Origin of the sequence: Mesorhizobium sp. B2-3-10 (assembly GCF_006442275.1) — a bacterium.
Lineage (GTDB): Bacteria > Pseudomonadota > Alphaproteobacteria > Rhizobiales > Rhizobiaceae > Mesorhizobium > Mesorhizobium australicum.
On sequence record NZ_VFVT01000010.1, the window covers coordinates 79,371 to 105,907 of the forward strand.

Annotated in this window: 25 protein-coding genes and 1 pseudogene; 17 read left to right on the forward strand and 9 right to left on the reverse strand. The window is 63.3% G+C overall.

Annotated features, from left to right (window positions below):
- Positions 1-61: 61 nt before the first annotated feature.
- From FJ943_RS25465 to FJ943_RS25475, 3 genes and pseudogenes are all read left to right on the forward strand, one after another.
- Positions 62-580, forward strand: a complete 519-nt coding sequence (locus FJ943_RS25465; RefSeq protein ID WP_140726026.1) for an Rrf2 family transcriptional regulator — start codon at positions 62-64, stop codon at positions 578-580.
- Between the two features lie 33 nt (positions 581-613).
- Positions 614-1,072 carry a carboxymuconolactone decarboxylase family protein gene (locus tag FJ943_RS25470; RefSeq protein ID WP_015317149.1) on the forward strand — a complete coding sequence of 153 codons (459 nt, stop codon included), beginning with the start codon at positions 614-616 and terminating at the stop codon, positions 1,070-1,072.
- Between the two features lie 70 nt (positions 1,073-1,142).
- Positions 1,143-1,518, forward strand: a pseudogene (locus FJ943_RS25475) (DoxX family protein).
- 12 nt (positions 1,519-1,530) lie between these two features.
- On the opposite strand, the gene FJ943_RS25480 reads toward FJ943_RS25475, so the two are convergent.
- Complete coding sequence (locus FJ943_RS25480; protein WP_140726029.1) at positions 1,531-2,253, reverse strand: SDR family oxidoreductase; 723 nt, start codon at positions 2,251-2,253, stop codon at positions 1,531-1,533.
- Entirely contained in the window at positions 2,250-3,089 is an 840-nt protein-coding gene (locus tag FJ943_RS25485) for an SDR family NAD(P)-dependent oxidoreductase (protein ID WP_140726031.1), read from the reverse strand. The genes FJ943_RS25480 and FJ943_RS25485 overlap by 4 nt, the downstream gene beginning before the upstream one ends.
- Before the next feature lie 103 nt (positions 3,090-3,192).
- Here FJ943_RS25485 and FJ943_RS25490 point away from each other — a divergent pair, with 103 nt between their 5' ends.
- Positions 3,193-4,074, forward strand: a complete 882-nt coding sequence (locus FJ943_RS25490) for a helix-turn-helix transcriptional regulator (RefSeq protein WP_140726034.1) — start codon at positions 3,193-3,195, stop codon at positions 4,072-4,074.
- 250 nt (positions 4,075-4,324) lie between these two features.
- Here FJ943_RS25490 and FJ943_RS25495 read toward each other — a convergent pair whose 3' ends face one another.
- Entirely contained in the window at positions 4,325-4,960 is a 636-nt protein-coding gene (locus FJ943_RS25495; RefSeq protein WP_140726037.1) for a TetR family transcriptional regulator C-terminal domain-containing protein, read from the reverse strand.
- A 242-nt stretch (positions 4,961-5,202) separates the two neighbouring features.
- On the opposite strand from FJ943_RS25495, the gene FJ943_RS25500 reads away from it, so the two are divergent.
- From FJ943_RS25500 to FJ943_RS25515, 4 genes are all read left to right on the forward strand, one after another.
- Positions 5,203-6,531, forward strand: coding sequence for an aspartate aminotransferase family protein (locus FJ943_RS25500; RefSeq protein WP_015317155.1), 1,329 nt, complete (start codon positions 5,203-5,205; stop codon positions 6,529-6,531).
- A gap of 68 nt (positions 6,532-6,599) precedes the next feature.
- On the forward strand, positions 6,600-7,850 hold the full coding sequence (locus FJ943_RS25505; RefSeq protein ID WP_140726040.1) for a Zn-dependent hydrolase: 1,251 nt from the start codon (positions 6,600-6,602) through the stop codon (positions 7,848-7,850).
- Positions 7,851-7,917: 67 nt separating this feature from the next.
- Positions 7,918-9,369 carry a dihydropyrimidinase gene (gene hydA, locus FJ943_RS25510; RefSeq protein WP_140665302.1) on the forward strand — a complete coding sequence of 484 codons (1,452 nt, stop codon included), beginning with the start codon at positions 7,918-7,920 and terminating at the stop codon, positions 9,367-9,369.
- The gene (locus tag FJ943_RS25515) at positions 9,362-9,748 is read left to right on the forward strand and encodes a hypothetical protein (protein ID WP_015317159.1); all 387 of its coding nucleotides are present in this window, start codon (positions 9,362-9,364) and stop codon (positions 9,746-9,748) included. The genes hydA and FJ943_RS25515 overlap by 8 nt, the downstream gene beginning before the upstream one ends.
- Positions 9,749-9,990: 242 nt before the next feature.
- On the opposite strand, the gene FJ943_RS25525 is transcribed toward FJ943_RS25515, so the two are convergent.
- Positions 9,991-10,395 (reverse strand): cupin domain-containing protein, encoded by a 405-nt coding sequence (locus FJ943_RS25525; protein WP_015317160.1) that lies wholly within the window; start codon positions 10,393-10,395, stop codon positions 9,991-9,993.
- 130 nt (positions 10,396-10,525) lie between these two features.
- Here FJ943_RS25525 and FJ943_RS25530 point away from each other — a divergent pair, with 130 nt between their 5' ends.
- The 5 genes from FJ943_RS25530 to FJ943_RS25550 all read left to right on the forward strand — a co-directional run bounded on the left by FJ943_RS25530 (position 10,526) and on the right by FJ943_RS25550 (position 15,310).
- A complete protein-coding gene (locus FJ943_RS25530; protein ID WP_015317161.1) occupies positions 10,526-11,317 on the forward strand; it encodes an ABC transporter ATP-binding protein in 792 nt (263 codons plus the stop codon).
- A gap of 320 nt (positions 11,318-11,637) precedes the next feature.
- Positions 11,638-12,516, forward strand: coding sequence for an ABC transporter permease (locus FJ943_RS25535; protein WP_140615568.1), 879 nt, complete (start codon positions 11,638-11,640; stop codon positions 12,514-12,516).
- Positions 12,513-13,667, forward strand: a complete 1,155-nt coding sequence (locus FJ943_RS25540) for an ABC transporter permease (RefSeq protein WP_140726043.1) — start codon at positions 12,513-12,515, stop codon at positions 13,665-13,667. Before FJ943_RS25535 ends, FJ943_RS25540 begins: the two co-directional genes overlap by 4 nt.
- A 39-nt stretch (positions 13,668-13,706) precedes the next feature.
- The gene (locus FJ943_RS25545) at positions 13,707-14,678 is read left to right on the forward strand and encodes an ABC transporter substrate-binding protein (protein WP_015317165.1); all 972 of its coding nucleotides are present in this window, start codon (positions 13,707-13,709) and stop codon (positions 14,676-14,678) included.
- Between the two features lie 188 nt (positions 14,679-14,866).
- Positions 14,867-15,310, forward strand: coding sequence for a CHRD domain-containing protein (locus tag FJ943_RS25550; protein WP_015317166.1), 444 nt, complete (start codon positions 14,867-14,869; stop codon positions 15,308-15,310).
- 63 nt (positions 15,311-15,373) lie between these two features.
- Here the strand turns inward: FJ943_RS25550 and FJ943_RS25555 are convergent, their stop codons facing one another.
- The 3 genes from FJ943_RS25555 to FJ943_RS25565 all read right to left on the reverse strand — a co-directional run bounded on the left by FJ943_RS25555 (position 15,374) and on the right by FJ943_RS25565 (position 19,227).
- Positions 15,374-17,023 carry a thiamine pyrophosphate-binding protein gene (locus tag FJ943_RS25555; protein ID WP_140726046.1) on the reverse strand — a complete coding sequence of 550 codons (1,650 nt, stop codon included), beginning with the start codon at positions 17,021-17,023 and terminating at the stop codon, positions 15,374-15,376.
- Positions 17,020-18,195, reverse strand: a complete 1,176-nt coding sequence (locus FJ943_RS25560) for a CaiB/BaiF CoA-transferase family protein (protein WP_140615574.1) — start codon at positions 18,193-18,195, stop codon at positions 17,020-17,022. Before FJ943_RS25560 ends, FJ943_RS25555 begins: the two co-directional genes overlap by 4 nt.
- 99 nt (positions 18,196-18,294) lie before the next feature.
- Positions 18,295-19,227, reverse strand: coding sequence for an alpha/beta hydrolase (locus FJ943_RS25565; RefSeq protein ID WP_140726049.1), 933 nt, complete (start codon positions 19,225-19,227; stop codon positions 18,295-18,297).
- A gap of 185 nt (positions 19,228-19,412) precedes the next feature.
- Here FJ943_RS25565 and FJ943_RS25570 point away from each other — a divergent pair, with 185 nt between their 5' ends.
- Entirely contained in the window at positions 19,413-20,420 is a 1,008-nt protein-coding gene (locus FJ943_RS25570; protein ID WP_140726052.1) for a ribonuclease, read from the forward strand.
- 169 nt (positions 20,421-20,589) lie between these two features.
- On the opposite strand, the gene FJ943_RS25575 is transcribed toward FJ943_RS25570, so the two are convergent.
- Positions 20,590-21,876 (reverse strand): GGDEF domain-containing protein, encoded by a 1,287-nt coding sequence (locus FJ943_RS25575; protein WP_140615580.1) that lies wholly within the window; start codon positions 21,874-21,876, stop codon positions 20,590-20,592.
- A 252-nt stretch (positions 21,877-22,128) separates the two neighbouring features.
- Between FJ943_RS25575 and ettA the strand changes: the two genes are divergently transcribed.
- The 3 genes from ettA to FJ943_RS25590 all read left to right on the forward strand — a co-directional run bounded on the left by ettA (position 22,129) and on the right by FJ943_RS25590 (position 25,854).
- Entirely contained in the window at positions 22,129-23,778 is a 1,650-nt protein-coding gene (ettA, locus tag FJ943_RS25580) for an energy-dependent translational throttle protein EttA (protein ID WP_015317172.1), read from the forward strand.
- Positions 23,779-23,822: 44 nt separating this feature from the next.
- Complete coding sequence (tam, locus tag FJ943_RS25585; RefSeq protein WP_140615582.1) at positions 23,823-24,593, forward strand: trans-aconitate 2-methyltransferase; 771 nt, start codon at positions 23,823-23,825, stop codon at positions 24,591-24,593.
- 139 nt (positions 24,594-24,732) lie between these two features.
- Complete coding sequence (locus FJ943_RS25590) at positions 24,733-25,854, forward strand: beta-ketoacyl-ACP synthase III (RefSeq protein WP_140726055.1); 1,122 nt, start codon at positions 24,733-24,735, stop codon at positions 25,852-25,854.
- Positions 25,855-25,866: 12 nt separating this feature from the next.
- On the opposite strand, the gene FJ943_RS25595 is transcribed toward FJ943_RS25590, so the two are convergent.
- Positions 25,867-26,433, reverse strand: a complete 567-nt coding sequence (locus tag FJ943_RS25595) for an isoprenylcysteine carboxylmethyltransferase family protein (RefSeq protein ID WP_140726058.1) — start codon at positions 26,431-26,433, stop codon at positions 25,867-25,869.
- Between the last annotated feature and the right edge of the window lie 104 nt (positions 26,434-26,537).

Consider the following 26,537-nt stretch of genomic DNA (forward strand, 5'->3'; position numbering starts at 1 on the left):
TTCCTATTGCAGATAAATCTTATCCAGGATATGCAGTATCTATGAATTGGAGACTAACATTATGAAGCTGGGCGAGGGTGTTGAGGCGGCCATCCACTGCGCGGCGACACTGGCGAGCGTCGACGGCAACAGCACCATGCCGGGCGCGGCGCTGGCGGAATCCTTCGGCCTGTCGCCGAGCTATTTGCTGAAGCATCTCAACATGCTGACGGCGTCCGGCATTCTGGAATCGGTGCCGGGTCCCGCCGGCGGCTACCGGCTGGCGCGGGCTGCCGAACGCATCACGCTGCTCGACATCGTGCTGGCCATCGAAGGGCGCGAGCCGGCTTTTCGCTGCGGCGAGATCCGCCGCAACGGTCCGGTCAAGATCGACGCCTCCGCCTATGTGAAACCTTGCGGCATCAATGCCGCGATGCTCAAGGCGGAGCGCGCCTACCGGGCAGCGCTCGCCGAGGTGAAGTTGTCCGATATCGTGGCGGATTACGCTGCGGAAGGCGACCCCAGATCGTTTGCCGCGAGCTGCGCCTTTGTCGAGCGCCATCAACGGCGGCAGAAACCCAGTTCAAGCAACCAAGCCTAAATTAACCTCCCCAAGGATGTGAAAGGAAAGACGATGAAACAGAGGCTGCAGTTCTTCGCCAAGGCGCCCGAGATCATGAAGGCCGTGTCGGCACTCAACAAGGCGGTCGACGAATGTGGACTGGAGGTGAGCCTGCTGCACCTGGTCAAGCTCAGGGCCTCGCAGATCAATGGCTGCTCGTTCTGCGTCGAGATGCACAGCCGCGAGGCCAGGCGCGACGGCGAGACCGAGCAGCGGCTCTATCTCGTCGCCGCCTGGAAGGAATCGCCGCTGTTCTCCGAGCGCGAACGCGCCGGACTGGCCTGGACCGAGGCGGTGACGCTGATCGCCAACGATGGCGTGCCGGACGAACTCTATGCGCGCACGCTGGAGCATTTCTCGGAAGAGGAACTGGTCAAGCTCTCCGTCGCGATCGGCATGATCAACACATGGAACCGACTTTGCATTCCGTTCCACGCCATCCATCCGATGCCGGCCGCCAAGGCGGCCTGACAGTCCGGACATCTGTTGGGGGCGCCGCCGGGGAAAGGCGGCGCCCCTACTGTTTCAAAGGGGGAGTTCAATGCCTGTCGATTTGCCTTCGACCTTGCTGTTTCTCGGTCGCCTGCTGCTCGGCGGTGCCTTTGTCTTCGCCGGCCTGCGCAACATCCAGAACGCGGATTTCCTGACCAGGTTGGTGGCCGCGCGTGGCGTGCCCCAGGCCCGGCTGGCGTTGTGGGCTGGCATTGTCGCGCAGATCATCGCGGGAGTGCTGGTGATGGTCGGCCTCTGGACCGCGATTGCCTGCGTGGTGCTGGTGCTGTTCCTGATCGTGGCGACGCCGATGTTCCACAATTTCTGGGATCATCAGGTCCGGAGCGTGCATCCCGCATCAATGGCTTCGTCGGCAATGTCGCACTGAGCGGAGGTTTTTGTCGCTGATCGCGCAGTCGCTTTAACTCTCCAACGTTTTACGCCGCGAACCGTAGGCCGCCGTCGCAGGTCAGCACCTGGCCGGTCATGAAGCCGTTGGAGACGAGGAAGGCTATCGCCGAGGCGACGTCCTCGGCGCGGCCGATGCGGCCGACCGGCGTTTTCCCCGCATAGTCGGCAAAGACCGCCTGCCGCTGCTCTGCGGGCAAAAAGTCCCACCATGGCGTGTCGATGACACCCGGCGCCACGACGTTGACGCGCAGCGGCTTCAGCTCGATGGCCAGGATCGGCGCCACGGTCAGGAGCATGCCATTGATGGCGCCGATGCCGGCGACGCCCGGCGTGGCGAGCTGGGCCGATACCGCCGAGATGAAGGTGACCGACCCCGATTTGTTCAGCGTCGGCAAGGCGGCCTGCAGGCAGGAGAGTTGAGGCCGCACTTTCTCGTCGACGCCTCCGGCGATATCGGTGAGATCGAGGGTCTGGAACGGGCCGAGGCCCTTGCCACCGCTCGCCGCCAGAACGAGATGGTCGAACGGACCGAGGCGCTCGAAGAATTGGCGCACCTCATCCGGTTTCGAAGCGTCGAAGGCCGCCTTGTCGGCGGCTCCGCCAAGGCTTTTCCAGGCGCTGATGAGCTTGTCCTGGTTGCGCCCGGTGATCGTGACCTCCATGCCGGGACCGAGCAGTTTGCGCGCCGTCGCCAGGCCAATGCCGGATGAGCCGCCGATGATCACCGTGTGTTCGGTTCTGTTGGTCATGAATGCTGTTCCTTCGTTACAGGGAAAGCCAGCCCGACAAGCTCGAGGCTCAGGCTTCGCAATTGTTGTCTTGCCTTGATGTCATAGGCCTGGGCGTCGGCGCAGGACTCCTGCAGGCCGTCGAAATAGAGGCCGCTGCGCCCTTCCAGCGTGGGCGAGGTGGCGAGATTCAAGATAGCCTCGGCGCCGGTCTCGACCGAACTCCATGGCGTGACGCCCGCCTGGCGGACCATGGTGGTGTTCATGTAACTCGCCGGATGCAGCGCGTTGACGGTGACGCCGCTGCCTTCCAACTGCCCGGCCAGATCGACGGTGAACAGGATCTGCGCCAGCTTGCTCTGGCAATAGGCGCGCACGCCGCTGTAGCCGCGGGTCAGCATGACGTCGTCGAAATCGATCGCCTGCTGGCCGGCGGACGCGACATTGACGATGCGTGCCGGGGCGCTCGCCTTCAGCAGCGGCAGAAGCTCCGAGGTCAGCAGGAAGCCGGCGAGATAATTGACGGCAAAGCGCAACTCGTAGCCATCGGCGCTTGTCTGTCGTTTGTCGCCAGCGGTGCCGACGCCGGCGTTGTTGATGAGGATGTCGAGTTGGCTCGTGCTGGCGCGCACGGCTTCGGCGAGGCGTCGTACCTGCGCCAGCGAAGCGAGATCGGCCGCGAAAAACTCGGCCTTGCCGCCGGCGGCTTCGATGGCGGCGATAGTGGCGTCGCCGCGTGTGGCATCGCGGCCATGCACCAGCACCCGTGCGCCGGCGGCACCCAGCCTTTGCGCCACCACGCGGCCGACGCCGTCGGTCGAGCCGGTGATGAGGATGGTCTTGTCTTTCAATTCCATGTTCAGAGCCTCCTGTTGTTGCTCTGAACGCAAGATGGAGCGCTTCGCCTATGTCAAACAGTTCAAACTTTATCCTGGTATCAATACTGCTATAATAGCCGGTATGAACGCTCCCGTTGCCTCCACCCGATCAGCCGACGAGAGCCGCCGGCGCGAACTCGGCGCCTTCCTGCGGTCGCGCCGGGAAAGGCTGGCGCCATCGGCCACCGGCATCGCGACAGGTCCGCGACGGCGCACGCCGGGTCTGCGGCGGGAGGAAGTGGCGTTGATCGCCGGTGTCGGCACCACCTGGTACACCTGGCTCGAGCAGGGCAGGGACGTGCGGCCCTCGGTGGAAGTGCTGGCGGCGCTCTGCGAGGCTTTGCGCCTCGACGCCGTCGAGAAGCGGCATCTGTTCATCCTGGCCGGCCGCCAGCAGCCGGAGCGTCGTGTGGCGGCACCTGAAAAGGTCGACGCTACGCTGTTGCACATGCTGCAAAGCCTGGTGCTGCAGCCCGCCTATGTCGTCGGCCGTCGTTGGGACGTTCTTGCCTGGAACGACGCGGCCGTGGCGGTGTTCGGCGACTATGGCTTGCTCGAGGGCGATAGCAGAAACATCGTCCACATGGTGTTCACCAACCCGCACCATCGCCGCCTGCTGGTCGACTGGGAAGAACTCGCCCGCGTGGTGCTTGCTTCGTTTCGTGCCGAAAGCGCCAAATATGTCGGCGATCTGGATTTCGAACGGCTGATCGCGCTGATGATGAGTTCAAGTCCCGAGTTCCGTGACTGGTGGCCCCGGCGCGACGTGGCGCGCAGGCTAACCGGCGTGAAGCATGTCCGGCATCCCATGGTGGGCTTGATGGCCTTCGAGCATATGAGCCTGTCGATCGACGACGGCTCGGACATGCGGCTGATCGTCTACACGCCGCTCGCCGAGCAGAACTCGATCTCCAAACTTCAAAGATTGCTGGAGGCGATGCCGGCCGAACGGCGCAGCGCGTGAAGTTATCTGCCGGCGCGCTCTCAACTTCGTCATCCACGGGCGGAGCGGAAGCGAAGCGGACGCGCAGACCCGAGGATCCATGCCGTTACCTTGACAGTATAGTGCAGCCGAGCAGAATTCTGGACCGTAGCGGCGCTCATGTGTCGCGGCATGGATTCTAGGGTCTGCGCCGCGTCGCTTCGCTCCTTGCTTCGCCCTAGAATGACGAAGCCAATGTGCGCTTCGGCCAATCTAGACATGACTTCGCCTGTTACCCTTTCGGCTTCAGCCCATCGAGGAACAATTGCTCCAGGAAGCGGGCAGCGTCCTCGAAGCGGCCGTCGCCGCCACGGTTCGGCCCCAGCACGGCGCGGACCTGGACATCGAAATCGGCGTAGTGCTGCGTCGTCGCCCAGATCGAGAAGATCAGGTGCCAGGGATCGGTCCGGGCGATCTTGCCGGCGCGCATCCAGCCCTTGATGACGGCGGCTTTCTCGTCGACCAGCGTCTTCAACTCGCCCGCAAGCAGCGGCATGATGCGCGGCGCGCCTTGCAGGATCTCGTTGGCGAACAGCCGGCTCTCGCGCGGAAAGTCGCGCGCCATTTCCAGCTTGCGCCTGATGTAGCTCCTGAGTTCGGTCATCGGATCGCCGATGTCGTCAAGTTCCCGCAGTGGCGCCAGCCAGGTTTCGAGCAGCCGTTCCATCAATGTCTCGTGGATGTCTTCCTTGCGGCGGAAATAGTAGAGCAGGTTCGGCTTCGACATGCCGGCGGCTTCGGCGATCTGGTCGATGGTCGAACCGCGGAAGCCGTTGGTGGAGAACACTTCGAGCGCGGCCTCCAGGATCAGTTCGCGCTTTTCCTGCTGGATGCGGGTGCGGCGAGGGGCTTGCGTGCTCGTGGTCACCGTTGCGGACCTTCCTATTGCCATATCTCGCATTCAAGGTCATCTGGACCAATTCTCTGGACCAGTTTTTCCCCAGGCTGTGGAACGCACTTCAGGAGCCGCATTTCCGCTAGTAATCCATTGACCGCCGACATGGCGGTGCTAAACGTTTGTCCAATCGGTCAAAATTTGCGTAGCATGAAAGCGCGGCAAAGACCAAGCGTTGGACGCAGCGAAACAGGTTACAAGGGGAAGTCTTGGTCATGTCCAACCGGCTGAAAGTCACGCCGAACGATCTCAGCGCATTCTGGATGCCGTTCACGGCAAACCGGCAGTTCAAGCAGGCGCCGCGCATGTTCGTGTCCGCCAAGGACATGCATTACACGACCAGCGATGGCCGCAAGGTATTGGACGGCACCGCCGGCCTGTGGTGCGTCAACGCCGGCCATTGCCGTCCCAAGATCACCGAGGCGATCCAGCACCAGGCCGCCGAGCTGGATTATGCACCCGCCTTCCAGATGGGCCATCCGATCGTGTTCGAGCTCGCGAACCGCCTGGTCGACCTCGCGCCCAAGGGCATGGACCATGTCTTCTTCACCAATTCCGGTTCGGAATCGGTGGAAACGGCACTGAAGATGGCGATCGCCTATCATCGCGTGAAGGGCGAAGGGTCGCGCACCCGCCTCATCGGCCGCGAGCGCGGTTATCACGGCGTCAATTTCGGCGGCATCTCGGTCGGCGGCATCGTCACCAACCGCAAGATGTTCGGCACGTTGCTGGGCGGCGTCGACCACATGCCGCACACGCATCTGCCGGAGAAGAACGCCTTCTCCAAAGGCGTGCCGGAGTATGGCGCGGAGCTCGCCAACGAGCTCGAGCGTATCGTCGCCCTGCATGACGCCTCGACCATCGCCGCCGTCATCGTCGAGCCGGTCGCGGGTTCCACGGGCGTCATCCTGCCGCCGAAGGGCTATCTCGAGAAGCTGCGCGAAATCTGCACCAAGCACGGCATCCTGTTGATCTTCGACGAGGTCATCACCGGCTTCGGCCGTCTCGGCGCGCCGTTCGCGGCCGACTATTTCGGCGTCACGCCCGACATCATGACCACCGCCAAGGGCGTCTCCAACGGCGTCATCCCGATGGGCGCGGTGTTCGTGAAGAAGGAAATCCACGACGCCTTCATGACCGGCCCCGAGCACATGATCGAGTTCTTCCACGGCTACACCTATTCGGGCAACCCGATCGCCTGTGCGGCCGCACTCGGTACGCTCGACACCTACAAGGAAGAGGGCCTGCTGACGCGCGGCGACGAACTGGCGCCTTACTGGGAAGATGCACTGCATTCGCTGAAGGGCGAACCGCATGTCATCGACATCAGGAACATCGGCCTGATCGGTGCGATCGAACTGGCGCCGATCGCCGGCAGTCCGACAAAGCGGGCCTTCTCGGCGTTCGTCAAGGCGTTCGAGCGCGGCGCGCTGATCCGCACCACCGGCGACATCATCGCACTGTCGCCGCCGCTGATCATCACCAAGGGCCAGATCAACGAACTGATCGACCATGTGCGTGAAGTGCTTAGGATGATCGATTGAAGAACTGGGCGCCGATATCCCTCCCCCTCGAGGGGAGGGTGGCCGCCCCGCAATTGATGAGGTTTTGAATGGCCGCACCCGGCGAGAATTTGCGAATCAATTCAGACCGTTTGTGGGATTCGCTGATGGAGATGGCGAAGATCGGCCCCGGCATTGCCGGCGGCAACAATCGCCAGACCGTGACCGACGAGGATGGCGAGGGCCGGCATCTGTTCAAGCGCTGGTGCGATGCCGCGGGGCTCGAAATGGGCGTCGACGAGATGGGCACCATGTTTGCCCGCCGCGAAGGCACCGACCCCAGCCTGCCGCCGGTCTATGTCGGCAGCCATCTCGATACGCAGCCGACCGGCGGCAGATATGACGGCGTTCTCGGCGTTCTTGGCGGCCTGGAGATCGTGCGCTCGCTCAACGATCTCGACATCAAGACGAAACATCCGATCGTCGTCACCAACTGGACCAACGAGGAGGGCGCGCGCTTCGCGCCGGCGATGATGGCATCCGGTGTGTTTGCCGGCGTGCTCGACCAGGCCGACGTCTACGAGCACACGGACAAGAACGGCAAGAAATTCGGCGAGGAACTGGAGCGCATCGGCTGGAAGGGCACCGAGAAGGTCGGTGATCGCAAGATCCACGCCTTCTTCGAACTGCATATCGAACAGGGCCCGATCCTCGAGGACGAGGACATCAACATCGGTGTCGTCACCCATGGCCAGGGCCTGAAATGGCTGCAGGTGACGCTGACCGGCAAGGAGGCGCATACCGGGTCGACGCCGATGCCCAAGCGCCGCAATGCCGGGCTCGGCATGGCACGGGTGATCGAATTGGTCCACGAGGTCGCCATGGACTACCAGCCCGACGCCGTCGGCGCGGTCGGCCACATGGAGGTCTATCCCAACTCGCGCAACATCATCGCCGGGCGCACCGTCTTCACCGTCGACATACGCTCGCCGGAAAAGGAGGTGCTTGACGCCATGGATGGCCGCATCCGCGAAGGCATCGACACGATCTGCGACGCGCTCGACATCCAGTACAAGATCGAGCAGGTCGGCGCTTTCGATCCGGTCACCTTCGACAAGGGCTGCGTCAAGGCGATCCGCGACGCGGCCGAGCGGCTTGGCTATACGCATCGCAACATCGTCTCGGGTGCCGGCCACGACGCCTGCTGGATCAACCGCGTCGCGCCGACCGCCATGGTGATGTGCCCTTGCGTGGATGGGTTGAGCCACAATGAGGCGGAAGAGATCACCAAGGAATGGGCAGCGGCCGGCGCCGACGTTCTGTTCCATGCCGTGGTGGAGACGGCCGTTATAGTGGAGTGAACTTAGAGATTTACCTTCAAACGCCGCTCACCAAGAAGCGGGAAGAGAAGAACAAGGGAACAGCAAAATGACCAAAGTCATCAAGAACGGCACCGTCGTAACCGCCGACCGAACCTGGAAGGCCGACGTGCTGATGCAGCATGGCAGGATCGTCGCCATCGGCTCGGACCTGCATGGCGACCATGAGTACGACGCCACCGGCTGCTATGTGATGCCGGGCGGCATCGACCCGCACACCCATCTCGAAATGCCGTTCATGGGCACCTATTCGGCCGATGATTTCGAATCCGGCACGCGTGCGGCCTTGGCCGGCGGCACCACGATGGTGGTCGATTTCTGCCTGCCGGCGCCGCAGCAATCGCTGCTCGAAGCCCTGCAGATGTGGGACAACAAGACCTCGAGGGCGTCCTGCGATTATTCGTTCCACATGGCGATCACCTGGTGGGGCAAGCAGGTGTTCGACGAGATGGCCACCGTGGTCGACAAGGGCATCACCTCGTTCAAGCACTTCATGGCGTACAAGGGCGCGCTGATGGTCGACGACGACGAGATGTACGCGTCGTTCCAGCGCTGCGCCGACCTCGGCGCGCTGCCGCTGGTGCATGCCGAGAATGGCGACGTGGTCGCGGCCCTGTCGCAGAAGTTGCTTGCCGCCGGCAATAACGGCCCCGAGGGACATGCCTATTCGCGCCCGCCGGAAGTGGAGGGCGAGGCGACCAACCGCGCCATCATGATCGCCGACATGGCGGGCGTGCCGCTCTATGTCGTGCATGTCTCGTGCGAACAGAGCCACGAGGCGATCCGCCGGGCACGCCAGAAAGGCATGCGAGTGTTCGGCGAGCCGCTGATCCAGCACCTGACGCTGGACGAGAGCGAGTATTTCGACAAGGACTGGGACCATGCGGCGCGCCGCGTGATGAGCCCACCCTTCCGCAACAAACTGCACCAGGATTCGCTATGGGCCGGCCTGCAGGCCGGTTCGCTGCAAGTGGTGGCGACCGACCATTGCGCCTTCACCACCGACCAGAAGCGCTTCGGCGTCGGCAATTTCACCAAGATCCCCAACGGCACGGGTGGCCTCGAGGACCGGTTGCCGGTGCTGTGGACCAAAGGCGTCAATACCGGCCGGCTGACGATGAACGAGTTTGTCGCCGTGACCTCGACCAACATCGCCAAGATCCTCAACATGTATCCGAAGAAGGGCGCGATCGTCGAAGGCGCGGATGCCGACATCATCGTCTGGGACCCCCAGCGCAAGAAGAAGATTTCCGCCAAGAAGCAGCAATCCGTCATCGACTACAACGTCTTCGAAGGGGTCGAAGTGACCGGCCTGCCGCGCTTCGTGTTCTCGCGCGGCGAGCTGTCGGTCGAGGAGGCCGAGGTCAAGGCGAAGCCTGGCCATGGTGAGTTCGTCGGCCGCGAACCGAACGCGGCCGTCAACCGGGCGCTGTCGACCTGGAAGGAGATCACCGCGCCGCGCAAGGTCGAGCGGACAGGCATTCCGGCGACGGGTGTTTGAGGTGAGGTGTGCGGGGCTCTATCTCACCGCCGTTGTTGTTCTGGCAGCCGGCTCCGCCTCGGCGGCCGGCATCGACCTGTCCAAGCCCTATGGCAATAAGTCCGGCTGCATCAACAAGAACGGCCAGAAGGTCTATGCCGAAGACATGCTGCTGCTGACCGACACCGATTTTATCACCGCGACCAGTGCCTGCGCCTTCACCGGCAAACACGGTGAGGCCGATGGTTCGCTGACGGTCAAGGCAGAGTGCGAAGCCGAAGGCGAGGAGGGAAAGTCGCCCGCCACCTTCACGATCAAGCACAGCGCCAAGAATGCCAAGAAGTTGGTGATCGCCGACGAGGACGGCAGCGTATACGGGGAAGTGTCTCGGTGCAGATGATTGCCGAGGTCGGCGCCGCCCCTCATCTGCCTGTCGGCATCTTCTCCCCGTATAGTGACGGGGAGAAGGGGGCCGAGTGCGATCTCGGTGCCCTTTCTGGCAACGCAGGCGATTGGCGGAATCCTTCGCGACGGCGTCCTTCTCCCCGCCTCTATACGGGGAGAAGTGCCGGGCAGGGCGATGAGGGGCAGCGGGGACCTGGAGCTATTGAGCCTCGGCCGGCGAACCCGCCAATACCGCCCTCAGGCGACGAGCGCGTCCAGTTCCGGCAGCAGGACGACGCTTTCCTGTTCGTTGGGATCGGTGCGGGCGATGACGGCCGAGGACGGCGCATTGCTCAGATTGGCCGGCAAATGTGGCACGCCTGCGGGAATGTAGAAAAGGTCGCCGGCCTTGACGACGATGTGATGCTCCAGCCGGTCGCCATACCAGGTATGGACCTCGCCGGAGAGCACGTAGATCGCCGTTTCATGGTTCTCGTGCAGATGCGCCTTGGCGCGGGCACCGGGCGGCATGGTGAGCACATGCATGCAGATGCCGGAGGAGCCGACCGACTCGGTGGCTATGCCGGCGAAATAGGTCAGGCCCTGCTTGCCTTCATAAGTGCTTTCAGGGCGGATAAGATGACAAGTCGGTTTAGGCGACATCGGGGAAACTCCGGGCGTCGACCGAGCGGGACAAACTCAGCAGGACTGGGGCCAATGGGACGGGTCGAGTGGAAAACAACATCACGATAAAAGCAATCGGTTTCGTGCGGCGGAAGGCAGGCAGCAACCGATGACGGGACCTTCGCCAGCTGTCGTTTCGGCAAGCAAACTGGGCCTCACCTTCCAGACCAATGACGGGCCGGTACAGGCGCTGTCCAATGTCGACCTGACCATCGGCAAGGGTGAGTTCGTCTCCTTCATCGGGCCTTCAGGTTGCGGCAAGACTACTTTGCTGCGCGTCATCGCCGATCTGGAAAAGCCCACTTCGGGGACGATCTCGGTCAATGGCATGACGCCGGAACAGGCGCGCGAGAGGCGTGCCTACGGCTATGTCTTCCAGGCCGCCGCCCTGTTTCCCTGGCGCACCATCGAGCGCAATGTCGGGCTGCCGCTGGAAATCATGGGCCTGTCCAAGACCGAGCAAGCGGAGCGGATCAAGCGCACGCTCGACCTCGTCAACCTCAGTGGCTTCGAGAAGAAATACCCCTGGCAGCTTTCCGGCGGCATGCAGCAGCGCGCCTCGATCGCGCGTGCGCTGGCCTTCGATGCCGACCTGTTGCTGATGGACGAGCCGTTCGGCGCGCTGGATGAGATCGTGCGCGACCACCTCAACGAGCAATTGCTGCAACTGTGGGGACGGACGAACAAGACCATCTGCTTCGTCACCCACTCCATTCCGGAAGCCGTCTACCTGTCGACGCGCATCGTCGTTATGTCGCCGCGCCCGGGCCGGGTCAGCGACATCATCGAATCGACGCTGCCGAAAGAGCGGCCGCTCGACATCCGCGAGACGCCGGAGTTTCTGGCGATCGCCGCGCGGGTGCGCGATGGGTTGAGGGCAGGGCATAGTTATGATGATTGAGGGGAGCGACAAGCGCGCGGTCCATCGCGACTTCGTCATCCTAGGGCGGAGCAGGGAGCGAAGCGACGCGGCGCAGACCCTAGGATCCATGCCGTTACCTCAACGTTCCGCAGCGGTGCAGACCGATGCACCTTACGCTGTGCGTTCGAAGGCGAACACTCTCGACCGCTTATACCCCCCGGCCAACGTCACGGAATGGATCCTAGGGTCTGCGCGACGCTTCGCGTTGCTCCGCCCTAGGATGACGAAGGCGAAGGTGGTCGGCCTTCGCTTCGCTCCGGCCACCCTCTCCCCGTGGGGGAGAGGAGGAGACTTCGCCCATGGATAGCTTCCGCTCCAAGATCATCCCCGTAACCTCCATCCTTCTGGGCGTGGTCGTGCTCTGGTACGTCTTCGCCGTCATCCTCAACGCGCCGTTCCAGCGCGATCTCGACCGGCGTGCCAACGAAACCTCCACGTTCGGCGAACTCATCGGCAAGACGCTGTCGCAGCCCAAGCCGACGCTGCCGGCGCCGCATCAGGTGGCGGTGAATTTCTTCGAGAACACTTTTCTGCGGCCCATCACCTCAAACCGCAGTCTCGTCTACAACGCCTGGGTTACGCTGTCCTCGACGCTGCTCGGCTTCGCCTTCGGCACCGCACTCGGCATCGTCATCGCCGTCGGCATCGTCCATGTCGCGACGCTCGACCGCAGCCTGATGCCATGGATCATCGCCTCGCAGACGATTCCGATCCTGGCGGTGGCGCCGATGATCATCGTCGTTCTGGCGGCGATCGGCATTACCGGACTGATCCCGAAGGCGATGATTTCGACCTATCTGTCGTTCTTCCCGGTGACGGTCGGCATGGTGAAGGGCCTGCGCTCGCCCGAGATCATGCATCTCGACCTGATGCACACCTACAATGCCAGCCGCGCGCAGACCTTCTGGAAACTGCGTGTGCCAGCCTCGGTGCCATTCCTGTTCACCTCGATGAAGGTCGCGGTGGCGGCAAGCCTGGTGGGCGCAATCGTCGGCGAACTGCCGACCGGCGCGGTCGCCGGCATCGGCGCCAAGCTGTTGGCGGGCGCCTATTACAGCCAGTCGATCGACATCTGGTCAGCGCTGGTCGCCGGCTCCATCGTGGCGGCGCTGCTGGTGATGGTGGTTGGCATCGCCGGCCGCGTCGTCGACCGCGCCATGGGCGGGAGGCCAGCATGAACTGGCTGAAACCTTCCTGGCAGGCCGTGCTGGCGATCGTGCTGTGCCTGATCGCGATTGCGCTCGGCGCCATGTCGAAGCCGGAAGCGGCAGCGCTTGCCGATCCGACGGCCAGTATCGGCTACCCCTATCTCGGAATGAAGGGCTTGATGCTTGGCGTGGCCGTGCTGGCGGCGCTGATCTCCATGGTCAGGATTCCGCCCCTGGCGGAGGCCGTGATGCTCTTCATAGGCGCCCATCTCGTCGCCTGGCTGCTGATATCGGGCATTTCAGGTTTCGAAGGGACGGCGCTGGCGCCGTATTTCCTTCTGCTCGCGGCTGCCTGGCTGCTTGGCTGGCGTTGTGTGGCGGTGCTTTCGGGGTTGCGGCCGACGGCAGGATGGGTCCGGACCGCACTGCGTCTGGTCATCCCCGCTATCTTCGGCGCCTGGATCCTGATCATCTGGGAAGCCGTCACACGCGGCGCCGGCATTCCTTTCATCCTGCTGCCGCCGCCGAGCGCCATCGGCGCGCGCATCGTCAGCTCGCTGCCGGTGCTCGGCGCCGATGTCCGGCAAACCATCTTCAAGGCGGTGCTCTTCGGTTATGTGGTGGGCAGCGGCGCTGGCTTCATCACCGCTGTTCTCGCCGACCGCGTACCGTTTCTGCGGCGTGGACTTCTGCCGATCGGCAATATTGTCTCGGCGCTGCCGATCATCGGCGTGGCGCCGATCATGGTCATGTGGTTCGGCTTCGACTGGCAATCCAAGGCGGCGGTGGTCATCATCATGACCTTCTTCCCGATGCTGGTGAATACGGTCGCCGGGCTCGCCGCGTCCGGCCATATGGAGCGCGACCTGATGCGCACCTATGCGTCGGGCTACTGGCCGACGCTCGTCAAGCTCAGGCTGCCGGCCGCCGCTCCCTTCATCTTCAACGCGCTGAAGATCAATTCGACGCTGGCGCTGATTGGCGCCATCGTCGCGGAGTTCTTCGGCACGCCCGTCGTCGGCATGGGCTTCCGCATTTCGACCGAGGTCGGGCGGATGAACATCGACATGGTCTGGGCCGAAATCGCAGTTGCAGCACTTGCGGGTTCGGTCTTTTATGGCGTGGTCGCCCTTGTCGAAAGGGCCGTCACGTTTTGGCATCCCTCTGTCCGTGGTGGATAGGGGCGGTGGGTTTGGGCACTAACTTCAGAGGGTAAAAAAATGAAAAGACTTATTATTCCAGTTCTGGCCGGCGCGATGTCGCTGGCCGCGTTCCAGGCGATGGCCGCCGACAAGGTGACCTTGCAGCTTAAATGGGTCACGCAGGCGCAGTTTGCCGGCTACTATGTCGCCAAGGCCAAGGGTTTTTATGAGGCCGAAGGCCTCGACGTCGACATCAAGCCAGGCGGTCCCGACATCGCCCCCGAGCAAGTGATCGCGGGCGGCGGTGCCGACGTCATCGTCGACTGGATGGGCGGCGCGCTCGCCGCGCGCGAGAAGGGCGTGCCGCTGGTCAACATCGCCCAGCCGTTCAAGAAGGCCGGCATGGAGCTGGTCTGCCCGAAGGACGGCCCGATCAAGACCGAAGCCGACTTCAAGGGTCATACGCTCGGCGTCTGGTTCTTCGGCAACGAATATCCGTTCTACGCGTGGATGAACAAGCTTGGCCTCAAGACGGAGGGCGGCCCCGATGGCGTCACCGTGCTGAAGCAGAGCTTTGACGTGCAGCCGCTGATCCAGAAGCAGGCCGATTGCATCTCGGTCATGACCTACAATGAGTACTGGCAGCTGATCGACGCCGGCTACAAACCCGAACAGCTGACCGTGTTCAACTACTCGGCCATGGGCAACGACCTGCTCGAGGACGGCCTCTATGCCTCGGAAGACAAGCTCAAGGATCCGGCCTTCGAGGACAAGATGGTGCGGTTCGTGCGCGCCTCGATGAAGGGCTGGAAATACGCGGTCGACAACAATGACGAAGCCGCAAGCATCGTCATGGACGGCGGCGGCCAGGACGAGAACCACCAGAAGCGGATGATGAGCGAAGTCGCCAAGCTGATCGACAATGCCGACGGCAAGCTCGACCCGGCGACCTACGAACGCACCGCCAAGGCGCTGCTCGACCAGAAGATCATCACCAAGGAGCCGAAAGGCGCCTATACCACCGCCATCACCGACAAGGCGGTCAAGTAGGCCTCGCAGGCGCGATCAACAGCGCCTGAGACCGGGTCTGACGATCAAAGGGGCGGGCGACCGCCCCTTTTCCATGCGCTCCAATCACAAAACCGTGTGCGGGGATACATTGCGCCGTCCAGCCGTTGCATTGAAGCATGCGCGCGTCGGGGAGCCGCGACGCACGCTTTGTCAATCGGAGGTCCTTCATGCGCGCTCACTCCTTCCTGCCAGCGCTATCGGCGCTCGCCATTTCCACCGCTTTCCTGTTCGCATCACCGGCCATGGCCGAGATGGTAAAATACAAGGCGACCCTCGATGGCGGCCAGCAGAGCCCAGCCGTCACCACGAAGGGCAAGGGGACGGCCACTCTCACCTTCGACACCACCAAGAAGAAGCTCAGCTGGAACGTGAAGTATTCCGGCCTCAGCGGCCCGGCGACAGCGGCGCACATTCACGGCCCAGCGGCGGCGGGCGAGAATGCGCCTCCGGTGATCCCGTTCAAAGGCAAGCTCAAGAGCCCGATCAAGGGGTCGGCGACGCTGACCGATGCGCAGGCCGCTGACCTGGAGGCCGGCAAGTATTACGTCAATGTGCACACGGCGGCCAACAAGGACGGCGAGATTCGCGGCCAGATCGAAAAGGCGATGTAGAGCCGGAAGCGCGGCTAACGCTTGAAGGCCGGCGGGACAGCCCGCCCTTTGTCCTGCCGGTCCTTAAGCCCTGTCGCGTATCTGTGTCATCGTCCGGGTCGGGGTGATCGCTTCGGGATCGAGCCTGATCTCGACGATCGCCGGCTTGCCGCTGGTTCGCGCGCGCTCGAAGGCAGGCGCGAAATCAGCTGTCTTCTCCACCGTCTCGCCATGGCCGCCATAGGCGCGGGCAAGTGCTGCAAAATCAGGGTTCTTCAGATCGGTGCCGACGACGCGGCCGGGATATTCGCGTTCCTGGTGCATGCGGATGGTGCCGTAAATACCGTTGTTGACGAGAATGACGACGATCGGCAGGTCGTACTGCACGGCGGTGGCGAATTCCTGGCCGTTCATCAGGAAGCAGCCGTCGCCGGCGAAGGCGACCACGGTGCGCTCCGGATACAGCGCCTTGGCGGCGACCGCCGCCGGCGTGCCGTAGCCCATCGAGCCCGACGTCGGCGCTCCTTGCGTGGCGAAGCGGCGGAAGCGATGGAAGCGGTGTACCCAGGTTGCGTAATTTCCGGCGCCATTGGTGAGGATGGCATCGTCCGGCAGCACGTTTTCCAGGTAGTTCATGATAGGTCCCATCTGGACCGGGCCGGGACCGTTTTCAGGCGGAGTCGACCAGTCGAGATAGGCGGCATGCAGCTTGGCTGTTTCGGCCGCCCATGATGGCGTTCCGGCCGGCATGCGCTTGGTGAAAGCCTCGACGAAAGCCGCTGGCGAAGCATTGATCGCCAGGGTCGGACGGTAGACGCGGCCGAGTTCGCCGGCATCGGCATGGACATGCACCAGAGATTGGTCGGGATAGGGGCTCTTCAGCAGCGTGTAGTCGGAAGAGGGCATCTCGCCCATGCGCCCGCCGATCAAGAGAACGACGTCGGCCTGCTTGATAGCCGTTGCCAGCTTCGGATTGATGCCGATGCCGACATCGCCGGCATAGTTTGGATGAAGATGGTCGAACAGCATCTGGCGGCGGAAGGAACAGCCGACAGGAAGCGACCAGGCCTCGGCGATCTCATGCATCCGCGCCACCGCGTCCCCGTTCCAGCGTGTGCCGCCAAGAATGACGAAGGGACGCTTCGCGCCGGCAAGCAGCATTTCCAGTGCGTCGAGTTCGGCCTCGCCGGGATAGGTTTCGACCGGCGTGTGCGGAAGTGCTTCCGGCGCGTCGACGACGCTGGTCAGCATATCCTCAGGCAGCGATATGACGACCGGGCCGGGGCGGCCCGACGTCGCCACGGCAAAGGCGCGCGTGACGAATTCGGGGATGCGCGAGGCGTCGTCGATCTCGACCACCCATTTGGCGATGTCGCCGAAGAACCTGACATAGTCCACTTCCTGGAACGCCTCGCGCTCCTTGGCGTGGCTGGCGACCTGGCCGATGAACAGGATGAGAGGAACCGAATCCTGCATGGCGATGTGGATGCCGGCCGAAGCGTTGGTGGCGCCGGGTCCGCGGGTGACGAAGCAGATGCCGGGCTTGCCGGTCAGCCGGCCCTGGCAGTCGGCCATCATGGCAGCACCGCCTTCCTGGCGGCAGACGATGGTGCGGATCGAGGAATCATGCAGCGCGTCAAGCACCGCAAGGTAGGATTCGCCCGGCACGCAGAACATACGGTCGGTGCCATTGGCTTCGAGGGCGTCGACGATCAGTTGTCCACCGGTCTTCATTTCCCAGACTTCTCCAGTTCGGCAAGGATTTCGTCAGTGTGCTCGCCAAGGCGCGGCGAGGGGCGTTCATAAGTAAGCGGTGTGCCCGACATCACCATCGGCGCGCGCACCGATGGCAGTCGGTTGCCATGGCCGTCGTCGAGGTCGAGCCGCATGCCGCGCGCAATGGTCTGCGGGTCGTCGAACATCTGGCCGATCGTGTTGATCGGGCTTGCCGGCACGCTGGCGGCTTCGAGCTTCGCCAGCAGCGGATCGCGATCAAAAATCTTCAGCGCCTCGATGATGCGTGCGCGAAGTTCCACGCGATTGGCGACGCGGGCCGGATTGGTGGTGAAATCGGGATTGGCCGGCAAATCGCCCAGCCCGACCGCGGCGCAGAATTTGGCGAACTGGCCGTCATTGCCGACAGCCAGGATGATGTGGCCGTCCCTGACCGGAAGCACTTCGTAGGGGGCAATGTTCATATGGGCATTGCCCATCTGCACCGGCGACTTGCCGGAAACGAGATAATTGAGGTTCTGGTTGCCGAGCGCCGAGATCTGGGTGTCGAACAGCGCCATGTCGATGTGCTGGCCTTCGCCGGTCTGTTCGGCATGGCGAAGTGCTGCCTGGATGGCGATGACCGAATAGAGGCCGGTGAAGATATCCGAGATGGCGACGCCGGCTTTCTGCGGCTCGCGGCCGGGCTCGCCGGTAATCGACATCATGCCGGCCATGGCCTGGATAATGAAATCGTAGCCCGCGCGAGGCGCATAAGGCCCATCCTGACCGAAACCGGTGATCGAGCAGTAGACGAGGCGAGGGTTGATTTCCTTCAGGCTGCCATGGTCGAGCCCGTATTTCTTCAGGCCGCCGAGCTTGAAGTTCTCGATCAGCACATCCGCCGTCGCGACCAGCCGGCGCACCGTCTCGGCGCCTTTGGGCGTCGAGAAGTCGATGGCGATGGAGCGCTTGCCGCGATTGCAGGAATGGTAATAGGCGGCCGACAGGTTCTCGCCGTCGTGGCTCATGACGAAGGGCGGACCCCATTTGCGGGTGTCGTCGCCGCCGTCCGGGCTCTCGACCTTGATGACATCGGCGCCGAGATCGGCAAGCAACTGCCCGGCCCAGGGCCCGGCAAGAATGCGGGCGAGTTCGACGACGCGGACGCCTTTCAGCGGGGGTTCGGCCATAAATCACCGTGGTTGCTGCAATCATCCTGATCGCTGCGAAAGCAGAGCCTCTATCAAGCCCGGCGGCGGCTGTCACGGTTCTTGCGATGGGCCAAACCGTCAGGCTTTCAGGACAGCGTCCGCCCAGTTGGCGAAATCGTCCATGACGATGTCCCGGTTCACCTCGTTCAGGCTCTCGTGGCGGGTGTCGGCGTAAACCTTCGAAACCAGATTAGAAAAGCCCATCTTGTGCATGCGGTTCGCGAGATGGGTGATGCCCTTGCCGTAGTCCGAGGCAGGGTCTTTCTCGCCGCCAACGATGGCGACGGGAAGGTCGCGCCGGATGCCGGCAAAGCCTGCATCCTTGCCACCGTTCAGCGCCATCGCGACCACATCGCGCCACATCGATATGGAGGCATCCCAGCCGCAGAGCGGATCGGCGATGTATTTCGCGACCTCCGCCTCGTCGCGCGAAAGCCAGTCGAACAAGGTGCGATGGTCGGGGACCGCCTTGCCCCAGGCCTGGAAGGTGAGTTTCGGCAGCAGGCGCGACGGGACATCGGAGCCCAGCCGCATCCGTTCCCAGGCCAGGATGCCGAGCGCCACCTGGCCGAGCAAGCCTTGCGAGAAATTGCCGTTCCAGATGGCTGCGGCATGGATCCGATTCGAGTGCCGTAACAAGTAGTTCAGCGCCACGGACGCGCCCATCGAGTGGCCGAAAAGGATCACCGGCAGGTCAGGCTGCTCGCGGGCGATAAGATCGCGGATGGCGTCGACATCGGCGATCACCTTGGCCGGGCCGTCCTTGTCGGCGAATCTGCCGAGCGGCGCGTCGGGCGCCCTGGTCGTCCCATGGCCACGGTGATCATGGACATAGACATGGAAACCCCGAGCGGACAGGAAACCGGCGAAGCGGTCGTAGCGCCCGGCATGCTCGGCCAGGCCATGATTGATCTGGACCACCGCACGCGGAGAGCTGTCGGCCTGCCGGACGAACAGATTGAGGTCGGCGCCGGTCGGCGAGCGGACCACGCGCTGCTGGCTGAATGGCATGCCGGCTGGCCTCCCCCTGGTTCCGCCCTTGCAATGTCCAACGTGTGCGCCGGCGCCTGATTTGCGTCAATCGGGCCTGCCGGCTTTTCCGCGACGATCTTTCTTGCCACGAGCCCGCAAAATATCGCAATTCTGACATGGAGACAGTTTCAGTCTGTCGCCCACTTTCCAGCAGGGGAATCTCCATGCGTATTGCTGTTGTTTTCGGATTGGCCTTGCTGGCGGGGTCGCTGGCAGGCGCGGCGCATGCCGACGTCAAGATGAGCGGCACCTTCGTGGCCGACGCTGCCTGTCCCGCGACGCAGGCGATCAAGAACGCCAAGAACCCCGGCAATGTCTCGACCGATGCGGGCAAGACCTATCAATTGCTGGCCGGCAACAAGGACGCTCCGACCCACTACCTCATCCTGGTGCCGGGCGCCGATCCCGAGCGCCGTTGGGTGAAGGTCAGCTGCGGCCATCTGTCGGGCAGCAGTGCGGTGACCGCGCCGGCGGCACCGGGCGGGCAAGGCAAGCCGGCGGCCTCGGGAAAACCCGAATATGTTTTCGCGCTGAGCTGGCAGCCGGCCTTCTGCGAGACCAAGTCGAACAAGACCGAATGCAAGGCGCAAAGCCCTGGCGAATTCGACGCCACCAATTTCACGCTGCACGGCCTGTGGCCGCAGCCGAACGGCAATTTCTATTGCCAGGCTTCGGCCAGCGACAAGGCCAATGACAATCCGGCTCACTGGCAGGACCTGCCACCGGTCAACCTCGATGCCGAGACCCGCGCCGAGCTCGACAAGGTGATGCCGGGCACCGCCTCGAAGCTGGAACGGCATGAATGGATCAAGCACGGCACCTGCTATGGCAAAAGCCAGCAGGAGTATTTTTCCGACGCCCTTCATTTGATGCGTGAGGTCAACAGCTCGCCCGTGCGCGACCTCTTCGCCAAAAATATCGGCGGCAAGCTGACCGCGGACCAGATCCGCAGCGCCTTCGACCAGTCCTTCGGCGCGGGAGCAGGGGACCGGGTGCGTGTGTCCTGCCTTATCGATCCGTCGAGCGGCCGGCGGCTGATCGGCGAACTGACGCTTGGCCTTGCCGGCCCGATCGGTCCGAACAGCTCGCTCAAGGATCTGCTGCTGGCCTCCGTGCCGACCAACAAGGCCGGTTGCCCGACCGGCACGGTCGACGCGATCGGGTTCCAGTAACGCACGGGCACGGATTTAGGCAGCCAGCCGGGCTTTCGCTTGCCGTGCCTGCTGTTATGTTGGCATGGCGGTGTTCATTCAGCGGGGGTTGCATGAGTGGCATGACGAGCAGCGCGCCGGCACGGCAGGGGAAATCGTAGCGACAAGGTTGGGTCTGGACTGACTTTGGCTAGATCTGCGCGGACCTGGTCCAGGCGATATCGGCGTCGGCTTCATGCCCGCCGGGTTCGCCGACGACGCGGTCGCGTCCGGTCGATTTCGCCTTGTAAAGGCGTTGGTCGGCGAGCGCGAACAGGTCGGCCAGGCACTGCGTCGTTTCGCTGACGGTGGAAACGCCGGCGCTGACGGTCAAATCGAACCGGCTGGTGGCGGCCGATGCCTTGAGCGCGGTGCGGACGCTTTCGCCGAAGAGCCTGGCGACGGAATGCGGACGCGAACTCAGGATCGCGAATTCCTCGCCGCCGATCCGGAACACCTGGTCCTCGACGCCTGCCGCCTCGCAAAGTACGGTTGCGACCGCCTTCAGCACCTTGTCGCCTTCGGCATGGCCGAAACGATCGTTGATCGACTTGAAGTGGTCGACGTCGACGATGAGCAGGCTGAGCGGCCTCGCCGTGCGCAGGCTGGACTGGACGGCGGCCTCGCCATCGGCATCGAAGCGTCCCCTGTGCAGCAGTCCGGTCAGGCCATCGCGGCCGACATGTTCGACCAGCGCCTCGTAGCGTTCGCGATAGGTCAAGGTCTCGAAGATGTCGGTCAGCCCACGCGGCATCTGGACATCCCGGACCTCGAACCATTTGAGATAGGCGACCAGCATGGCGCTGAAGGTCAGTGCTGCCGCCATCTTGGCGAACCAGCCGCCGAAGAAGACCGCGATCGGCGCGCCGGCAACGAAATGCAGCGCGGTGAAGAACCCCGCCTGATCGAAAGTCAGCACGCAGGCGACGCAAATCAGGATGCGTGCGAACCGCGCCTTGCGCAGGACGCGTCCAAGTTTCTCATAGAGAAGGATGATCAGGATGGCATCGACGAACAGCAGCGTCGTGCCCCAAACCATCAGCCAGCCCATCTCGTCGATGAAGCCGATATCGGGGAGCCGGCCATCGGGAAGCGGAGCGATGGCGTGCAGGCGCAGGAGCAGAACCAGACCGATCATCAGCGCATTGCCGAGCAGCAGGCCATAGATCGGCTGGCGCACGGTGGCGGCATCCTCCTTCATGTAGAGCAGAAGGAGCATCACTAGCTTGCCCGAAAACAGCACCGCCGAGCCCGGCGACACCATGCCAAACGGCAGCGCGACGTAGAAGACGCTGGCGAGATAGGTTTCCAGGAAATGCATGACGCCGAGTGCGCAGATGAAGACGCCCAGGCCGATGCGCTTGCGGAAGCGGAAAAGCGTCACCATGACGCTGAAGTAGACAATCGCTTCGGCAAGGAGCAGGAAACTGTTCAGCAATGCCGTCGATCCGCTCTCTTTTCGAAATCGCGGCCAGCCAGCGATTCCACTTCGGTCCTGTTTTGACGTGGAAGGGTTAACCGGAGATTTCCGCGTACCATCGACCGGTTGAAAACCTGGCTGTCGGTGCACACTTGTCCGTGTGGTTGCCTGATATGGCAAAAGCGATTGCCGTTCGGCGCCGCATCGCCTACATAGCGGCCAACCTCCATTCAATTCGACAAATCCAGTCATTTTTCAGGGAAAGCGCGCGTGGCACGCCAGTTCATCTATCACATGGCCGGCCTCAACAAGGCCTATGGCACCAAGAAGGTGCTCGAGAACGTTCATCTGTCCTTCTACCCGGACGCCAAGATCGGCATCCTGGGCCCAAACGGGGCCGGCAAGTCGACGATCCTCAAGATCATGGCCGGCATCGACAAGGACTGGAGCGGTGAGGCATGGCTCGCCGAAGGCGCCACTGTCGGCTACCTGGCGCAGGAGCCGGCGCTCGATCCCGACAAGACCGTGTTCGAGAACATCATGGAAGGTGTCGCGGCCAAGACCGCCATCATCGAGCGTTACAACGAATTGATGATGAACTATTCCGACGAGACGGCCGACGAGTCGGCCAAGCTCCAGGACGAGATGGACCGGCTGAACCTGTGGGATCTCGAACAGCAGGTCGAGATGGCAATGGAAGCGCTGGGCTGCCCGCCAAAGGATGCCAACGTCACCAAGCTGTCGGGTGGCGAGCGCCGCCGCGTCGCGCTCTGCCAGCTGCTGCTGCGCCAGCCTGATCTTCTGCTGCTCGACGAGCCGACCAACCATCTCGATGCCGAGACGACGGCGTGGCTGGAAAAGCATCTGCGCGCCTATCCGGGCGCCGTGATGATCATCACCCACGACCGCTACTTCCTCGACAATGTCACCGGCTGGATTCTCGAACTCGATCGCGGACGCGGCATTCCTTATGAGGGCAACTACACCAAGTACCTCGAAGCCAAGGCCAAGCGCCTCAAGCAGGAAGGCCGCGAGGACGACGCCCGCCAGCGCGCCATCGGCCGCGAGCGCGAGTGGATCCAGTCGAGCCCGAAGGCTCGCCAGACCAAGTCCAAGGCGCGTATCCAGGCGTTCCAGGATCTGCTCGATGCAGCCGACAAGCGGCGGCCGACGGATACACAGATCGTCATCCCGCATGGCGAGCGGCTCGGCAACGTGGTCATCGAGGTCGAGGGCCTGTCGAAAGGCTTCGGCGACACGCTGTTGATCGAAGGCCTCGAATTCAAGCTGCCGCCGGGTGGCATTGTCGGCGTCATCGGCCCGAACGGCGCCGGCAAGACGACATTGTTCCGCATGATCACCGGCCAGGAAAAGCCGGATGCGGGTTCTGTCCGCGTCGGCGAGACGGTCAAGCTCGGCTATGTCGACCAAAGCCGCGACGCGCTCGATCCGTCGAAGACCGTGTGGGAAGAAATCTCGGGCGGCGCCGAAGTGGTCAAGCTCGGCAAGTTCGAGGCCAACACCCGCGCTTATTGCGCGTCCTTCAACTTCCGCGGCGGCGACCAGCAGCAGAAGGTCGGCAACCTCTCCGGCGGTCAGCGCAACCGCGTGCACCTGGCCAAGATGCTGAAGACCGGCGGCAATGTTCTGCTGCTCGACGAACCGACCAACGATCTCGATACGGAAACGCTGGCGGCACTCGAAGACGCGCTGGAAAATTTCGGCGGCTGCGCGGTCATCATCTCGCACGATCGCATGTTCCTCGACCGCCTGGCGACGCACATCCTCGCCTTCGAGGGCGACAGCCACGTCGAATGGTTCGAGGGCAATTTCGAGGATTACGAGCAGGACAAGATCCGCCGGCTCGGGCCCGAAGCCGTCAACCCGCACCGCATGACCTACAAGAGGCTGACGCGGTAAGGGGCACCGGGCGGCGAATTCTCAAGCTGACATGAGGAGCCCGGATGGCTGACTGGTCCGCCGCCCAATATCTGAAATTCGAGGACGAGCGCACGCGGCCCGCGCGCGACTTGGCGGCACTGATTCCGGTCGACTTCCCGCGCCGGGTTGTCGATATCGGCTGCGGGCCGGGCAATTCGACCGAACTGCTGGTCGAGCGCTGGCCGGATGCGCAAGTGAGCGGCTTCGACACGTCTCCCGACATGATCGAGAAGGCGAGGGCGCGGCTGCCCAATGTCAGCTTCGACCTCGCCGATGCGTCGACATGGCAGCCGGTCGAGCCGGTCAACGTGATCTTCGCCAACGCCGTCTTCCAGTGGCTGCCGGAGCATCCGGCGGTGTTCCAGCGCCTGATGGGTTTTCTGGCCCCCGGCGGCGCGCTAGCCGTCCAGATGCCCGACAATATGGCCGAGGATTCGCATCGCCTGATGCGGGAGACCGCCGCCGAAGCGCCTTTCGCGGCAAAGATCAGGGATGCGGCCCGTGCGCCGCTGCCGCCGGTGTCGTTCTACTACGACCTGCTGTCGCCGCTCTCGGCTCGGCTCGACATCTGGCACACCATCTACAACCATCCGCTGGCCGATGCCGAGGCGATCGTCGAGTGGGTGAAGTCGACAGGGCTGAAGCCCTTCCTCGATCCGCTGGACGCGGATGAGCGCAAGCTGTTCCTCGACAGCTACACGGCCAAGATCGCCAAGGCCTATCCGAAGACCGCCGATGGCAAGGTGCTGCTGCGTTTCCCCCGCATTTTCATCGTCGCCAAGGGGGCGGGATAGGCTGGCGAAAAACCTTGGTTTAAGCCGGCCTAAACCTTGGTTTAAGCCGGCGTAAACCGGCCGAGTGAGAAAAATGTTGCGCCGGAACGTTTCGGCGCCCACATCAAGCCGCAACGCCCGCGGATGGACGGACTTAAACATGCATCGCGTCATCATCAGCGGCATCGGCGCTGAAATTCCCAAGCCTGTCATCACGAATGAGGAACTGGTCGCCAGCTTCAATGCCTGGGTCGACACGGAGAACGCGCGGCGCCAGGATACCGGCGAGACGCTGCTGCAGAAATCGGATGCCGACTTCATCGTTCATGCTTCAGGTGTGAAGTCCCGCCACGTGGTCGAGCGTGAAGGCATTCTCGACCCCACCCGCATGGCGCCGCGCATTCCGGCGCGTCCGGACGACGCGCTCTCGCTGCAGGCGGAATTCGGCATCGCTTCGGCTCGGAAGGCGATCGAGCACGCTGAGGTCGATGCGTCGGATGTCGATCTGGTGATCTGCTCGTCCTCGCATCAGCAGAGGCCATATCCGGCGATCGCCATCGAAATGCAGGAGGCGCTGGGCACGAGGGGCGCGGGCTTCGACATGGGGCTTGGCTGTTCGTCGGCCGCGGCTGCGCTGCACATGGCGGTCAATCTGGTGCGCTCGGGCGCGCACAAGCGCATCCTGGTGACGACGCCGGAAATCATCACCGGCCATCTCAATTTCCGCGACCGGCAGACGCATTTCATCTTCGGGGACGCTTCGGTGTCGATGGTGGTGGAGGGGCTGGCCCAGGGTGAGAGGCGGCCGGGCCGCTTCGAGGTGCTGGACACGCGCATATGGACGCAGATGTCGAACAACATCCGCACCAATCTCGGCTATCATACCCGCACCGCCCAGGACGATCCCTACAGGATCGACCTGGAAGGCAACCTCATCAAGCAGGTCGGCAACAAGGTGTTCAAGGAAGTCACCGTCGCCGGGCACAAATTCATCGTCGAATTCCTCGCCGAACACGGGCTGACGCCGCAAGCGGTGCGGCGCTTCTGGCTGCACCAGGCCAATGCGCGCATGAATGCGATGATCCTGAAACTGGCGTTCGGCCACGATGTCGGCCATGACCGCGCGCCGATGGTGCTGGAACGACTGGGCAACACCGCCGGCGCGGGAGCCATCATCGCGCTGTCGGAGAACCATGCCGACATGAAACCGGGCGATCACGGCCTGATCTGCGCCTTCGGTGCGGGATATTCGATCGGTGGCGCGCTGCTGAGAATGCTCTGAGGTGATGCCGCGCTAGGCCGGCGTGAAGGGAACCAGCATCGGCACCCGCCTGGCGTAATCGTCATAGGCGGGTCCGAGTTCGTCGCGCAGGAAACGCTCCTCCAGCCTCGCCTTGATGACGACGCCGATGATGAGCAGGGCCGTACCTGCAATGCCCCAGACCGTGCCCTTTGCCGCCATGGTGGCAACCACAGCCAGCAGCAGCCCGGTGTAGATCGGATGCCGGACCAGGCGATAGGGGCCGGTGTCGACCACGCGATGATCCGCCTTGGCTGTGACCGTGGCGGACCACAACCGCCCGAGATGGATGCGTGCCCACCATGCGAAGCCGATGCCGACCGCGATCAGGGCAACGCAGACCCAGGCTTCGGCAAGGGTCGGCGTCCACAATCTCAGCCTGCCTTCATAGCCGTGCGCTGGAACGAACAGCAGGACGGTGCCGGCCAGCCAGAAGACGCGATAGCGGGCCTCCGCCCCGATGGTGGCGCGCTTTTGGGCTGGATCGGCCCAGGATGCAGCGACGATCCAGGATACCACCCAGAACAGCCAGAGCGCTGCGATGGCGTGTCCAACCTGCATGCCGAACCTCCTCCTCCCGACTGGCGCCGAATATATATAGGCGGCGCGGCGGCAATGGGATGCGCTCGCTGCAACATGACGGCATTTCCGGTAATAACGTCGTG

Excerpts from the sequence above, each read along its gene's own strand:
- FJ943_RS25560 (WP_140615574.1), bottom strand. The coding sequence starts at position 18,195 with ATGGCCGAACCCCCGCTGAAAGGCGTCCGCGTCGTCGAACTCGCCCGC.
- FJ943_RS25465 (WP_140726026.1), top strand. The coding sequence starts at position 62 with ATGAAGCTGGGCGAGGGTGTTGAGGCGGCCATCCACTGCGCGGCGACA.
- FJ943_RS25545 (WP_015317165.1), top strand. The coding sequence starts at position 13,707 with ATGAAAAGACTTATTATTCCAGTTCTGGCCGGCGCGATGTCGCTGGCC.
- FJ943_RS25565 (WP_140726049.1), bottom strand. The coding sequence starts at position 19,227 with ATGCCATTCAGCCAGCAGCGCGTGGTCCGCTCGCCGACCGGCGCCGAC.
- FJ943_RS25535 (WP_140615568.1), top strand. The coding sequence starts at position 11,638 with ATGGATAGCTTCCGCTCCAAGATCATCCCCGTAACCTCCATCCTTCTG.
- FJ943_RS25480 (WP_140726029.1), bottom strand. The coding sequence starts at position 2,253 with ATGACCAACAGAACCGAACACACGGTGATCATCGGCGGCTCATCCGGC.
- hydA (WP_140665302.1), top strand. The coding sequence starts at position 7,918 with ATGACCAAAGTCATCAAGAACGGCACCGTCGTAACCGCCGACCGAACC.
- FJ943_RS25590 (WP_140726055.1), top strand. The coding sequence starts at position 24,733 with ATGCATCGCGTCATCATCAGCGGCATCGGCGCTGAAATTCCCAAGCCT.
- tam (WP_140615582.1), top strand. The coding sequence starts at position 23,823 with ATGGCTGACTGGTCCGCCGCCCAATATCTGAAATTCGAGGACGAGCGC.
- FJ943_RS25525 (WP_015317160.1), bottom strand. The coding sequence starts at position 10,395 with ATGTCGCCTAAACCGACTTGTCATCTTATCCGCCCTGAAAGCACTTAT.
- FJ943_RS25550 (WP_015317166.1), top strand. The coding sequence starts at position 14,867 with ATGCGCGCTCACTCCTTCCTGCCAGCGCTATCGGCGCTCGCCATTTCC.
- FJ943_RS25500 (WP_015317155.1), top strand. The coding sequence starts at position 5,203 with ATGTCCAACCGGCTGAAAGTCACGCCGAACGATCTCAGCGCATTCTGG.
- FJ943_RS25570 (WP_140726052.1), top strand. The coding sequence starts at position 19,413 with ATGCGTATTGCTGTTGTTTTCGGATTGGCCTTGCTGGCGGGGTCGCTG.
- FJ943_RS25530 (WP_015317161.1), top strand. The coding sequence starts at position 10,526 with ATGACGGGACCTTCGCCAGCTGTCGTTTCGGCAAGCAAACTGGGCCTC.
- FJ943_RS25485 (WP_140726031.1), bottom strand. The coding sequence starts at position 3,089 with ATGGAATTGAAAGACAAGACCATCCTCATCACCGGCTCGACCGACGGC.
- FJ943_RS25595 (WP_140726058.1), bottom strand. The coding sequence starts at position 26,433 with ATGCAGGTTGGACACGCCATCGCAGCGCTCTGGCTGTTCTGGGTGGTA.
- FJ943_RS25490 (WP_140726034.1), top strand. The coding sequence starts at position 3,193 with ATGAACGCTCCCGTTGCCTCCACCCGATCAGCCGACGAGAGCCGCCGG.
- FJ943_RS25540 (WP_140726043.1), top strand. The coding sequence starts at position 12,513 with ATGAACTGGCTGAAACCTTCCTGGCAGGCCGTGCTGGCGATCGTGCTG.
- FJ943_RS25555 (WP_140726046.1), bottom strand. The coding sequence starts at position 17,023 with ATGAAGACCGGTGGACAACTGATCGTCGACGCCCTCGAAGCCAATGGC.
- FJ943_RS25470 (WP_015317149.1), top strand. The coding sequence starts at position 614 with ATGAAACAGAGGCTGCAGTTCTTCGCCAAGGCGCCCGAGATCATGAAG.
- FJ943_RS25505 (WP_140726040.1), top strand. The coding sequence starts at position 6,600 with ATGGCCGCACCCGGCGAGAATTTGCGAATCAATTCAGACCGTTTGTGG.